General features: G+C 64.7%; 11 protein-coding genes. 2 read left to right on the plus strand and 9 right to left on the minus strand.

Going from position 1 to position 12,736, the window contains the following annotated elements; genetic code table 11:
- Positions 1–4 precede the first annotated feature (4 nt).
- The gene (locus J3474_RS01810; protein ID WP_242528138.1) at positions 5–1,027 is read left to right on the plus strand and encodes an aldo/keto reductase; all 1,023 of its coding nucleotides are present in this window, start codon (positions 5–7) and stop codon (positions 1,025–1,027) included.
- 88 nt (positions 1,028–1,115) lie between these two features.
- Complete coding sequence (locus J3474_RS01815; protein WP_207092900.1) at positions 1,116–2,093, plus strand: bile acid:sodium symporter family protein; 978 nt, start codon at positions 1,116–1,118, stop codon at positions 2,091–2,093.
- Here the strand turns inward: J3474_RS01815 and J3474_RS01820 are convergent.
- From J3474_RS01820 to J3474_RS01860, 9 genes are all read right to left on the minus strand, one after another.
- The gene (locus tag J3474_RS01820) at positions 2,090–2,977 is read right to left on the minus strand and encodes an FAD:protein FMN transferase (protein ID WP_207092901.1); all 888 of its coding nucleotides are present in this window, start codon (positions 2,975–2,977) and stop codon (positions 2,090–2,092) included. The two genes, J3474_RS01815 and J3474_RS01820, sit on opposite strands and share 4 nt — an antisense overlap.
- Positions 2,978–3,096: 119 nt before the next feature.
- Positions 3,097–3,930 carry a DUF4198 domain-containing protein gene (locus tag J3474_RS01825; protein ID WP_013832415.1) on the minus strand — a complete coding sequence of 278 codons (834 nt, stop codon included), beginning with the start codon at positions 3,928–3,930 and terminating at the stop codon, positions 3,097–3,099.
- 13 nt (positions 3,931–3,943) lie between these two features.
- Positions 3,944–4,447, minus strand: coding sequence for a DUF2271 domain-containing protein (locus J3474_RS01830; protein ID WP_207092902.1), 504 nt, complete (start codon positions 4,445–4,447; stop codon positions 3,944–3,946).
- 7 nt (positions 4,448–4,454) lie between these two features.
- Positions 4,455–5,126, minus strand: a complete 672-nt coding sequence (locus tag J3474_RS01835; protein WP_207093001.1) for a PepSY-associated TM helix domain-containing protein — start codon at positions 5,124–5,126, stop codon at positions 4,455–4,457.
- Positions 5,127–5,165: 39 nt separating this feature from the next.
- Positions 5,166–5,975, minus strand: coding sequence for an energy transducer TonB (locus tag J3474_RS22545; RefSeq protein ID WP_242528139.1), 810 nt, complete (start codon positions 5,973–5,975; stop codon positions 5,166–5,168).
- A 56-nt stretch (positions 5,976–6,031) separates the two neighbouring features.
- Positions 6,032–8,239 (minus strand): TonB-dependent siderophore receptor, encoded by a 2,208-nt coding sequence (locus J3474_RS01845; protein WP_207092903.1) that lies wholly within the window; start codon positions 8,237–8,239, stop codon positions 6,032–6,034.
- Between the two features lie 86 nt (positions 8,240–8,325).
- Positions 8,326–9,009: a Fe2+-dependent dioxygenase gene (locus J3474_RS01850; protein WP_207092904.1), complete on the minus strand. Its 684-nt coding sequence runs from the start codon at positions 9,007–9,009 to the stop codon at positions 8,326–8,328.
- Between the two features lie 95 nt (positions 9,010–9,104).
- Positions 9,105–10,223 carry a GGDEF domain-containing protein gene (locus tag J3474_RS01855; RefSeq protein ID WP_242528140.1) on the minus strand — a complete coding sequence of 373 codons (1,119 nt, stop codon included), beginning with the start codon at positions 10,221–10,223 and terminating at the stop codon, positions 9,105–9,107.
- Positions 10,224–10,300: 77 nt separating this feature from the next.
- The gene (locus J3474_RS01860; RefSeq protein WP_207092906.1) at positions 10,301–12,526 is read right to left on the minus strand and encodes a bifunctional diguanylate cyclase/phosphodiesterase; all 2,226 of its coding nucleotides are present in this window, start codon (positions 12,524–12,526) and stop codon (positions 10,301–10,303) included.
- Between the last annotated feature and the right edge of the window lie 210 nt (positions 12,527–12,736).

The raw sequence follows: 12,736 nt of genomic DNA on the forward strand, positions 1-12,736 counted from the left end.
CCACATGACTGCGACCGCTTCGCCTACAACACTACGCAAGGCCACGCTGGGCCGCACGGGAATGGAGATCAGTCGCGTCGGCTTCGGGGCCTGGGCCATCGGCGGTCCGGACTGGGCAGTCGGATGGGGGGCGCAGGACGATGCGGATTCGGTGCGGGCGATCCGTCATGCGGCCGAGCGCGGGGTAAACTGGATCGATACTGCGGCGATATACGGTCTCGGCCATTCCGAGGAAGTGGTCGCTCGCGCGCTTGCCGAAATTCCGCAGGCCGAGCGGCCTTATGTCTTCACCAAGTGCGGGCAGGTCTGGGATCCGGCGGACCGCAAGAGCAAGCTGCGCGTCGGTCGCAAGGATTCCATCCGCCGTGAATGCGAGGATTCGCTGCGCCGACTTCGGGTCGATGTCATCGACCTGTTGCAGATGCACTGGCCCGCGGAAGACGGCAGCGAGCTGGATGAATACTGGCAGGCTCTGCTGGACCTGAAAGCCGAGGGCAAGGTGCGGGCCGTCGGCCTCTCGAACCATGATGCCGTCCAACTCGAGCAAGCCGAAGCGCTTGGCCATGTCGACACCCTCCAGCCGCCGCTGTCGGCGATCAAGCGCGGTGCGCTGGCGCGGGAACTGCCATGGTGCCTGGCCCGCGATACCGGGGTGATCGTTTATAGTCCGATGCAGTCGGGACTTCTTTCCGGCGGCTTTTCTGCCGAGCGGGTGGCCGGACTGCCCTCTGACGACTGGCGTTCGAGCCACCCGGACTTCACAGGCGGTGCCCTGGCGCGCAATCTTGCCGTGGCGGAGGCGATGAAGCCGGTGGCCGAGCGCCACGGAGTTTCGCAGGCGGCAGTCGCGGTGGCCTGGGCGCTGGCAATGCCGGGCGTGACCGGGGCCATAGTCGGCGCGCGCAGTCCGGCGCAGGTCGATGGCTGGGTCGCAGCGGCCGGGCTCGAACTCGACGCGACGGATCTGGGGCAGATCGCGCAGGCCATCCGCAGCGCCGGAGCGGGCGAGGGACCGGTATTCGGTTGAGCGCGGCCGGTGGAGACAGTTTCAAGCAAAAGTAGCGTCGCCTGGCTCGGTTTCCCGTGCTAGGCGGCCGCGCCGGACAGGATACCCGATGAACCGATTGCTCGCCCGCTTCAATATCGACCCCTACCTGCTGCTGCTGGTCTCGACCGTTGCGTTTGCCTCGGTCCTGCCGGCGCGCGGGGTCTTTGCCGACATTGCCGGAGGAGTTGCCGACGCGGGCATTGCGCTGCTGTTCTTCCTGCACGGGGCCAAGCTCTCGCGCGAGGCGATCGTGGACGGCGCGCGGGCCTGGAAGCTGCATGTCTCGGTGGCATCGCTCACCTTCGTCCTTTTCCCGCTGATCGGGCTGGCGGTTTCGGCGATTCCCGGTCTGGACCCGGCATTGGCAACCGGCGTGCTGTTCCTCACCCTGCTGCCATCCACGGTGCAGTCCTCTATCGCCTTTACCGCGATTGCAGGGGGCAATGTTGCCGCTGCGGTGTGCAGTGCCTCCTTCTCCAACCTTGCCGGCATCTTCGTGACACCCTTGCTGACTGCGGTGCTGATCACCGGGAAGCAGGGCGGTTTCTCGAGCGATCCGGTGATCACGATTTCCGTGCAACTGCTGCTGCCGTTCCTTGCCGGCCATTTCCTGCGCCCCTGGATCGGCGAGTTCGTGGCGCGGCACAAGAAAGTGTTGGGCTACACCGATCGCGGCTCGATCCTGCTGGTCGTCTACACCGCTTTCGGGGCTGCCGTCATCGACGGGCTGTGGAGCCGCGTGACCATCGGCGAACTGGCGCTGATCGCGGGAATATCGATTGCCATCCTCGCCCTCGTCTTGCTGGCGGCGAACATGCTCGGGCGGGCGATGCGCTTTTCGCGAGAGGACCTGATCGTCCTGGTCTTCTGCGGTTCGAAGAAGAGTCTTGCGACCGGCGTTCCCCTGGCGGGCGTGCTGTTCACACAGGCGCAAGTGGGCGCGATCATCCTGCCGCTGATGTTCTTTCACCAGATCCAGCTGATGGTCTGCGCCATTCTCGCGCGTCGCTATGCCGCGCTGGCCACCCGCGAGGCGATGGCCTAATCGAGCATTGCCGCCAGTGCGGGGGTGAGTATCTCGGTCTCGGCCACGATGCGCGCTGCGATGCCGTGCTGCCTTGCGAAGTCCTCGGCGGCCTCACCCATCACCATCAGCGCCGTCGCGAGCGCGTCGGCGCGCATCGCGGTCTCGGCCAGCACCGTCACACTTTGGGCGCCATTGCGCAGCGGCGCGCCGGTTGCCGGGTCGATGGTATGGCCAAGCCGCATGCCGTCCACTTGATGGAACCGGTGCGTGTGGCCGCTGGTAGCGACCGCGCAGCCGCTCAGCGCAATGCGCAAGGGCGTGAGCCCTTCGCCGCCAGTCTCCTCGAGATCCACCCACCATGGCTGGAAATCGGGTTTGATGCCCTGCGCGCGCAATTCGCCGCCGACTTCGACGAGGAAGGATGAGACGCCGGCGGCGGTTACTGTTTCGGCGAGCCGGTCGACCCCGTAGCCCTTGGCGATGGCGCACAAGTCGAGGACGATCCCTCCCGGTTGGCGCAGGCGTGCCGGATCGGGTGCGAAGTCCAGCCGCTTCCAGCCTTGGGGCGAGGCAAGGGTATCGAGCGCGTCGCAGGTTGGCGCTTGCGTGGCCGGGCTGGCGCCGAAGCCCCAGGCCTCGCTCGCCGCGCCGACCGTGGGATCGAAGGCCCCGCCCGTCAATTGCGCGACGTCGAGCGCTTCAGCCATGACCGCTGCGAATTCGGGCGGAAGCGGAAGCCATTCGCCCGCACCGGCGCGGTTGAAGCGGCTGAGATCGGAGTCCGGTTCCCACTGGCTCATCTGCGCGACGACGCGGTCCAGCGCGGACTGGCAATCGCGGCGCAACCTGCCGACTTCCAGGCTGGGTTCGGCCACGAGCCGCACCGACCATGTCGTGGCCATGGACCGTCCGCCGAACGAAACGACTTCTCCCACAGGCGGGGTCAGCAGTGCGTCAGGCCAGTCGACCGACGGAATGGCGATGCGGATCGCGGCTCTCCTTCAGGTCATGGGCAGCCGGATCAGGGCGCCATGACTTCCAGCGTCGTGACGTAGCCGAGGCCGCGCTCGGTCGCGCCGGGGACGCTGGTGTTCTTGTCCTTGGTCTCGGCCTCGAGCCAGTACATGCCCGGCTGCGGCCAGGCGAGCCTGACTTCACCCTTGGCGTCGCTGGTCGCCTTCACTTCGACCGGCTGGTTGGCATAGCGGCCGCCGCCGAGGATGGCGGTCAGTTCAATGCCGGCAGCAGGCTTGCCGTCGATCAGGAAGCGGAACACGCCTTCCTCGTTTGCGACGAGATCGTTGGGGTGGGTTACGGGTACCAATTCCAAGCCCTTGCCGCTCGGCGTGAAAACGGTGTCGGTCGGTGCGCCGAGCGTCACGAAGAACTCGTTGCGCATCAGGTTTTCGCGGACTTCGACATCGGTCGCGCCGGCCGGGATCAGCTTCTCGATCTCGCTTGCCTGAGCGCCGCGCGGCAGGCGCTTCTGCTCGCCGTTCAGCTTGTAGCGGCCGAACACGCCGCTGCGCATGTTGCCGATCTTCCAGGTGCCTGGTTGGTCCAGGTGCAGATCGAAGGTGGAGCGGATCTTGCCGCTGGCCGCGTTCTCGATCGAGCCGGCGCTGCCGTCCGGCTTCTCGACCTTCACGCCGTCGGTGCCGAGCGGGAAGTGGTTGGGATAGAACAGGTCGTTCGAAACCGCTCCGTCCACTGTGATCCAGGCATCTTCGCCGGACAGGATCGTCTCGGAGGGGAGGAACCAGGCTCGGTGCGCCTGGGCCGATCCGGGCAGGACGACGGCCAGCGAGATGGCAAGGAAGGCGGCGCGGGCGCCAAGACGGCTGCGCATTTTCATGAGGTCAGTCCTTTCAGGGCTTGATGGTGGCGGCAACGCTGCCGAGTTCGCTCTTGCCGCTGGCGCGGGCGGTCGATGCGCTCTTGCCGCCCAGCGAGACGGGCAGCTTGACGACTTCGCGGCCGCCGACTTCGCGCGCGGCCTCGACCACGAGCTGGTAATTCCCGGCGGGCAGGCCGCGCAGGGCGGCGGCCGGGATCGAAAGCTTCTGCGGGCCGGGGGCACGCGTTGCGCCCGAGACGCCGTCAATCGATGCGCTGCGGCCCGCCTTGCGCCACCAGGTGCGCATTTCGTTGAGCCACTTCTTGCCTTCGCCGCCGCGCTTGTCCTTGTCGTACCAGACGGACAGCGTGCGCACCTTGCCGCCTTCGCCTTCCAGCCAGACGGCGACGTAGGGGCGGTGGTATTCGGCGACCGACATTCGCGGGATGGTGATGTCGACGGTCATCGTGTCGGCCATCGCCGGGTTGGCGATGGTGGCAGCGCCGGTCAGGGCGAAAAGCGAAGTCTTGCGCATGATGTCCTCAGTGAATGAAGAAAAGGGCGAGCAGGAAGGGCACCAGGAAGCCGAGGCCGGTGAGCGGCCAGGTCGCCGGGCGGTTTCGGCCATGGAGCCAGAGCAGCACGAAGCCGGTGCCGATGAAGACCATGGCCGACAGCACGAAGACGTCGATGAACAGGCGCCATGCCTTGCCGGTGTCGCGGCCCTTGTGCAGGTCGTTGAGGTAGGAGATCCAGCCGCGGTCGGTGCTTTCCCAGGTGACGTTGCCGCTGGTGCGATCGATCGCGATCCAGGCATCGCCGCCGGGACGCGGCATGGCGAGATAGACCTCGTCCTCGCTCAGTTCGGCGGGAGCCTGCGAAACGGCCATGCCGGTCTGGCTGGACAGCGTGGTTCGCAGGTCGCCGGGAAGCGGGGCCTTGCCCTCGGTGGCGAGGCCGGAGAGGCTTTCGCGCATCTCGGCCGGAAGGTTTGCCGATCCCTCGACGACCTGCGGTTGGGAGCTGATGTCGGCGGCGTGGTTGAGGGTGAACCCGGTCAACACAAAGAGCGTCAGGCCGACGAGCGAGATGGCCGAGCTGATCCAGTGCCAGGTGTGCAGGTGGCGCAGCCAGAAACCGCGGGTCAGCTTCTTGCGCGGGCGCGCGGTCCCGCCCGACCGGTCGGATGGGTTGGCATTGGCGCCGACGCGCATGGTCGTAGTCGTATCGGGCATGGCGGTCTCGTTCATGGATCAGTTCAGGTGGAAGCCGACGGGCACGAGCACCCAGGCGGCAACCGGCTTCCCGGCCTGCTTGGCCGGAACGAAGCGCCACTTGCGCACGGTCTGGATCGCGGCCTTGTCGAGCCGGTCGAAGCCGCTGGACTCGTTGATTTCGATGTCACCGGCACGGCCTTCGGGCGTTACCAGGACCTTGAGCATCACCGTGCCTTGTTCCCGCGCGCGGCGGGCGGCGTAGGGGTAGGTGGGACCGGGATTGTTGAGCTGGGCGGCGGAAAAATCGGGCGGGGTCACCGGGGCCGGCGGTGCGGGCGGGGCCTTGGGCGCTGGCGGCGCATCGACCTTGACGGCAACCGCGTTCTGCACCGGGGCCGCGTCGATCACCATCGGGGACTTGGAGGGCAGCTCGATCATCGGCTTGACGACTGTCGGCTGCGCTTCCTGGACCAGCGGTTGCGGGTCGATCTCGGGCTGAGGTGCGGGCTCGGGCGGGGGTGCCGGCGGGGAGACGGCGAAGACCGTCAGGTGCTTTTGCGGCGCCTTCGCAACCTTCACCACGCCCATGCCGAGCAGGGCGGCAATGGCGAGGACATGGATCGCGGCGACGATCGCGAAGGCCCGATAGTTGAAGCCGCCCGGGGCATAGCGCGCACCGGACGGTTCAAGGACTCGGTCAATTTCAGGTTCCCGGGCGACCGGGGGGGGCGCGGAAGGGACGATCCATGTCGTCTCGTCCTTCGGCGCGCGTTCCTTCGGGCGCGCCGCGCCCTTCGCCTGCCCGGATGCGATCGGGTCAAGGGTATCGGTAATGGATAGTTCCATGGTCGTCCTCAACATGCAATTTCGGGGGGCAGGGAAGGGGCGGCGTCAGGCTGGCCTCAGTAGCTCGCGCTGAGCGTGACGAGGGCCTGGCGACCGGCGGACGGCACCGCGAAGTGCGGATTGCGCAGCTTCGTGACGTAGCGCTTGTCGGTCAGGTTGCGCAGGTTCAGTTTGACCGAGAAGTTCTCGTTGAAGCGGAAGCCGGCATTGGCATCGAAGCGCCAGTAGCCGTCCGCCTCGATGAGGTTGGCCGTGTCGGCATAGCGCTTGGAAGCGTGATAGGCGCCGCCGCCGATGCTGAACCGGTCGGTCACGTCGACACTCGAGGTGAGCGCCACGTTGTGCTTGGGCGTGTTGGGCAGGGCGTTGCCGTTGTCCGCACTGCTGTCGCGCAACGAGCTGTCGGTGTAGCTATACCCGGCAAGCAGCGAGACCGGCCCGACGCGGCCCGACGCACCGACTTCGAAGCCCTTGATGCGCGCCTTGTTGGCGATGATCATCTGATCCCCGGTTTCCGGATTGAAGTCGCGAATGTTGCTGCGGTCGATCTGGAAAGCGGCTGCCGTCAGGCTGAGTGCACCGCCGAAGAGATCGGCCTTGGCGCCCACTTCCCAGTTTTCCATGGTTTGCGGTTCGTAATTGGCGTTGGTGCCGCTCACGGCATTTGCGCCTTCGCCGACGTCCGCGCCCGGAGGCGTGGCCGAGTCCGCATAGGAGAAGTAGATGCTGGCATTCTCGACCGGCTTGAAGACGACGCCGCCCTGCCAGGTCCAGAAGTCGGTCTGCTTGTCGACCGAGTAAGGAACGCCGCGGCTCGAACCGCTCGCACGGATATTGAAGCTGGTCCAGCGTACGCCGCCGTTGACCAGAAGCTGCGGGATGATCGTGACCGTGTCGAAAGCGTAGAAGCTGTAGTCTTCAGCGCGGGTGAGGACAGGGCTGTCGGTGTTGAGAGCAATCGTCCCGGCCCACGGATCCGAGGGGTTGGGATTGTCGAGCGTGGTGCAGTTGTAGTCCGCCAGCGAAGCGCAGGTGCTGTCGCCGGTATCGACCGAGTAGGAGTAGCGGTCGGTGTCGGAAGCCGACATCTCGAAGCCCATCGCGATGCTGTGCTCAATGCCGCCGGTCTTGAACCGGCCTGCCAGGTTCAGGTTGTTGACGAGGCTCTGGTTGAGCGAATTGCGGCTCTTGACCCCGCGCCAGACGAGGCCGTTGGCGACGTTGCCCTTGCTGTCATCAGGGTTTGTGACGATGTAGTCGTTGCGCACGCGCGACCAGCGGGCGGTGTTCGACAGGACCCAGCCGCGGCCGAAGTCATACTGGAACTGAAAGGTGACGGAGTCGACCTTGGTCTTCTGGAAGTCGCGGTCGGTCAGGCCGTAGAAGTTGTCGTAGTCGGTGTCGGCGGGCCGGCGCGATCCCTCGGGCAGCACGCCGTCGAGCTGGCCGCGCGAGGTGATCGGAATGCCGTAGTCCGGCATGTCGTCGGTTTCGTAGTGGTAGTACGAGAGCGTCGCGGTGGTCTCCGTGCCGATCCCCCAGGTGACGGAAGGAGCGATGCCCCAGCGCTTGTTGAAGACCGCGTCACGCCCGGCGACATCGGCATCGTGCCACATGCCGTTGATGCGCACGGCCAGCTTTTCGGCCAGCTTCTGGTTTACGTCGACGGCGACGCGCTTGAAGTCGTCGGTGCCTACGGTCACGTCAGCATTGGCGAAGTTGCCGTCGCGCGGCATCTTGGAGACGATGTTGATGGCGCCGCCGGCCGAGCCTCGGCCGCCGAACGCTCCCGTGGACCCCTTGAAGACCTCTATGCGCTCCACCGCGAATGTCTCGCGGGTCTGCGAGCCGACGTCGCGGGCGCCGTCGACGTAAGTGTCCGAGGTGGCGTCGACGCCGCGGATCAGTGGAATGTCGGCGCTGGCGACGCCGCCTTCGCCGGCGCCAAGCGTGATGCCGGGTACCGTGCGCAGGGCATCGGCGAAATCGAATGACGCGGTGTCCTTTAGCACGTCGGTGGTGATGACATTGACGGTACGCGGGGTGTCGATCAGCGGAGCCGTGGACTTGGGGCTCTGGACGCGATCGGCGCCGTAATCTTCTTCAATGGCGCTTTCGGTGACGGAGACGCCCTCGAGGCGGACCGGCTGGTCCTTGGCTTCCTGCGCCGAGACCTGAACCGGTGCTGTCGCAATGAAGCCAACGCAGCTCAGAGCGACGAAGCTGGCGGCCGCCTGGCCGCCAGTAATGCGGGTACGCGTCATAAAACTCCCCTGTTGAATCTCGACAGGGGCTATTGCGAGTCAGTCGCAACGAGTCAATGCTTAATGAGAATTATTTTCATTAACAATCAGGTGTCCGCCCAGCGGCGCAGCAGGTTGTGGTAGAGGTTGGTCAGCTCCAGAACGACCGGATCCTGCCCGCCGCGCTCGGCCGACAGCGTCTGGATCGAACAGTCGAGGCGATAGAGCTGTTCGCGCTCGCCGTGGTCGCGAACCATGCTCTGCAGCCAGAAGAAGCTGGAGATGCGCTCACCGCGCGTGACCGGCGTCACGCGGTGCAGGCTCGACGCGGGGTAGAGCACCATGTCTCCGGCGCGCAGCTTGACCCGCTGTTCGCCGTAGAGGTCCTGGATCACCAGTTCGCCGCCGTCGTAGTCCTCGGGCTCGGTCAGGAACAGGGTGCAGGACAAGTCGCTGCGAATGCGGAATTCTGTGCCCTGGACCTGCCGGATCGCATTGTCGACATGGGCGCCGAACGCCTGCCCGCCGCCGTAGCGGTTGAACAGGGGGGGGAAGACCTTGAGCGGCAGGGCGGCCGCAACGAACCGCGGCGTGCGGCCCAGCGCGGCGGCGACCATCTCCCCGGCCTGACGCTCCTCGGCGCTGCCGCTGCGCAGTTGCAGGTTGTTCTTGGCCAGACGCGACTGGTGGCCGGACGTCTCGTTGCCGTCGACCCAATCTCCGCGATCGATCAGGGCGCGGCAGGCGGCAACGTCATCGGGGGACATCACTCCCTCAAGCTTGAGCAACATGCGTCTCTCTCCATGATTGAAGGCCGCGCACCTAGGTCAGGAGAGGGCCCCAAGACAACCGCGAAGACTCTCGCGGGTGATTTCCGGGCTGCAATTCAGGCGATGTCGCGCAGTGCCGCGGTTTCACCGCGGGCCCGCTTTCGGGCGTAGAGTTTCTCGTCCGCTTCCTGCAGCAACAGGTCGAGTCGCTGGCCGCGGTCGGTGCTGACCACGGTTCCGATGCAGGTGCTGATCGTGACGCTGTGATCGCCGATTTCGAAAGGTTGCGCGATGTTTGCGCCGATCCGGCGGGCAAGCAGGTCAGCCTCGTCCGCGCGCTGCAGACCGAACTGGATGACGGCAAATTCGTCTCCGCCCAGCCGCGCAACGATATCGCCGCTGCGGATCGCGCCGCGCAGGCGGCTGGCCACCGACGTTAGCAGGGCATCGCCGACCCCGTGGCCATAAGTATCGTTGACCGGCTTGAAGCCATCGAGATCGAGATAATGCACGGCGATCAATCCGTTGGGAGAGATAGTCGCGGCGTTTTCCTCGTAATATTCCTGAAGCGCCAGCCGGTTGGGCAGGGCGGTCAGCGTGTCGCGCCGGGCGAGCGAAACCGATGCCAGCCGTTTGGCGATCTCCGCGCGCGTCGTATCGTGGCGCATCAGCACTGTCTGCGAACCGGCGAAGAGGAACGCGAGGGTGATGACGGCAAGGCCGATGTGCACCGGGTCGGCGCGGATTGCGGAAATCAGGATCGTCGGCCCGATTGCCAGGCACATGCTGGGAACGGCGATGTTCGGACGCAGCCCGGTGCCTGTGGCAACGCCGGCGCAATAGCCGACGAGCAGGGCGATGATCATGGTATGGGCCTCGGTCAAAGGCATCCAGAAGACGTATGCGCCATAAAGCCCGAGCAGAGCCGCAAAGCCGATGTAGGGGACCGCGAAGACCAGTTCGAGCCGGCGCGCCCGGCGGCGGCCAAGGGCTGCCGTAAGCGCGGTGTTGCGATAGGCGAGCGTTACGAGGAACCGGGCCAGGCTTGCCAGCGTGCTCACCGTCCCGAGGACGATCAGGAGTGGATCCTCGCCCGGGGATTCCAGCCAGATGATGCCAAACGCGAGCATGAAGGCCAGCATCATGATCAGGGCGGGCGTGATGTTGGCGTAGAGGCTGCGGACGAGCTCAACATAAACCCTGTCGTTGAGCGGCTCTGTCGAACTCAATGGCACGCCTGTTTCTCTCCCAGCTTGCCGGCTTGTGCCGGCAGCGCGACACATTTATCCCTAATCTGAAAAGATTAGTTTTGTCATAAGCCGTTTTCAGTAGCTGCAACGAAAGCGGCGTGCGGCCGGCAGTCGCTTGCATGGACGGGCTTGGACAGAAGGAAGCCCTGGCCCATCACGCAGCCCATTTCGCGCAGCATCGCCAACTGCTCCCGGGTTTCGATACCTTCGGCAATGATGTCGACCGAGAGGCTGCGTGCCATGGCAATGACGCCAGCCACGATCGAATGCGCATAGCGGTCCTGCGTGATGTCGCACACGAAACTGCGATCGATCTTCACCTTGTCGATCGGGAAGACCTTGAGATGGGTCAGCGAGGAAAATCCGGTCCCGAAATCGTCGAGAGCGATCGAGATCCCCGCGGCCTTGAGGCGTTCGAGCACGGCGCGCATCCGGTCCAGATCGTTTACCAGCAGCATCGTTTCCGTCACTTCCAGCGTGATGTGCTCTGTGGGAATGGCATGCGCGGCGAGGGTGGAGAGCAGCATATCGACATAGTCGCAGCCCAGCAGGTCTGCCTCGGTGGCGTTTATGCTGATGAAGCCCGGGATTCCGGCAGAGCGTGAAATCTCCGCGAAGTCCGCGGCGACGAGGTTCATCATCCGGGAGGCGACGAGTCTGGACAGTTCCGGATCGACAAGAGCGGGCAGGAGCTGTGCCGCCGTGAGTTCCTTGCCCGCTGCGTTGGTCAGTCGCAGCAGCGCTTCATAGCCTTCGGTGCGGCCGGTATGCAGGTCGACGATGGGCTGGTAGCGCGCAAAGATCCGCCCCTGTTCGAGCGCCGAACGGATTTCCAGCTCTATTGCCTTGCGCGCCTGCTTCCTTTGCTCGAACGACTGGTCGTAGAAATGGACGAGGCCCATCCCGGTGGTCTTGCCGAGGTGGAGCGCCTGGTTGGCGCGTCGCACCAGTTCCTTGCCCGAAATGTGCGGTTCGCTTTCCGCGACGCCGCAAGTGGCCCTCAGGTAGATCGTGCGGCGGGGTTGCTCGATCGGGACCGCGATGGCGTCGATCACCTTGCGGGCAAATTCACGGATCGCATTGACCGGCATGTCGCCCGGTATGGTGACGGCGAATTCGTCGCCTCCCCAGCGCGAGACGGAAAGCCGGTCCGTCGCCAGAGCGGCGATCCGCGCACTGACCTCGCGCAGAGCCTGATCGCCCACGGTGTGGCCGTAGATCTCGTTTGTATCCTTCAGTCCGTCGAGGTCGAACATGAGCAGGTGTGGCGGCCGATTGCCGGCGCCGTTCAACTGGACCGTGTCATCCAGGTGTGCGGCAAAGGCATTGCGATTGAGCAGCCCGGTCAGCTCGTCGATTTCGGCCGCGCGCTTCAGCGCAAGGTGCGTTTTGTATCGTTCGGTGACATCCATGAGGACACCGACGATGCGTCGGGCGCGTTCGCTTTCCTTATGCCTCTGGCCGACGATGTGTATGCGCTTCGACTTGCCGGTACGGGTGATGATGTCGGCCTCGAAGTCGATCTCGTTCGCACCGTCCACCATGGCCCGAATGGCATCGCGCACTATCGGCCTGTGCATTGGGACGATGTAGTCCATGGCGGTCTTGCTATCGATGGGCTGATCGATGGGGTGTCCATGGATCGTGTGAATGCTCTCGGACCAGGAGAGCCGGGCGGACTCGATGTCGTACTCCCAGGCCCCGATCCGGGCGATCCGTTCCATCTGGCTGAAGGTCATGTTGACCTGCTCTAGCCTCGTCTTCTCCGCTGCCAGGTCGCGATGCATGCGATCCAGCTCGAGCGTGAGGGCATGGGCCGCGACAAGCTGTTCGACCAGTGTCGATAGATTTCCCATCAGGTCGAGGTGCGAAGTGTCGAACTTGTCCGCGGCCGGGTCAGCTGCGCACACCGTGCCGAGGATATGGCCGTCGGGGGCGCGCACCGGATAACCGATGTAGGAGCGGATCTGCGGGCCCTCGTGCGCAAGCAGGCTATCGGCGAGACGCGTGTCGCTGTGAGCGTCCCGAACCAGGAAAGGTTCGCCAAAGGCAACCGGATAATTGCAGAACGCCATCTCGCGCGGCGTTTCCCGGACATCGATCCCTCGAGAGGCAAGAAACCACTGCCGTTGCTCATCCATCAGCGAGATCATCGCGATCGAGGAATCGAGCGTTCGGCTGATGACCTGCACGACATCGTCGAACGATGGGTGTCCGGGACCGTCGAGCAATTCGAGTTGCCTGAGCGCTGCGACCCGCTCTGCATCATTCGGTGGAATGGGGGGCATTATCTTCTGAAATTCCTTGAGCGCGGCGATCCGAATTACTTTTGTGCTCTGATTTTACGCTATTGAAAATATTTGGTTATTTTTTCGATAATGCATGTGAAAACGTCAATTGCGATGGGTTTCGGTCAAGTCCGGAGTTGTGCTGATTGCTTCGTTTCGCAGGAGAGTGCTTGCAGGGCAAGCGTAAGAGTGACCGTAGTGGCACTATTG

Origin of the sequence: Novosphingobium sp. PY1 (assembly GCF_017312445.1) — a bacterium.
Classification (GTDB): domain Bacteria; phylum Pseudomonadota; class Alphaproteobacteria; order Sphingomonadales; family Sphingomonadaceae; genus Novosphingobium.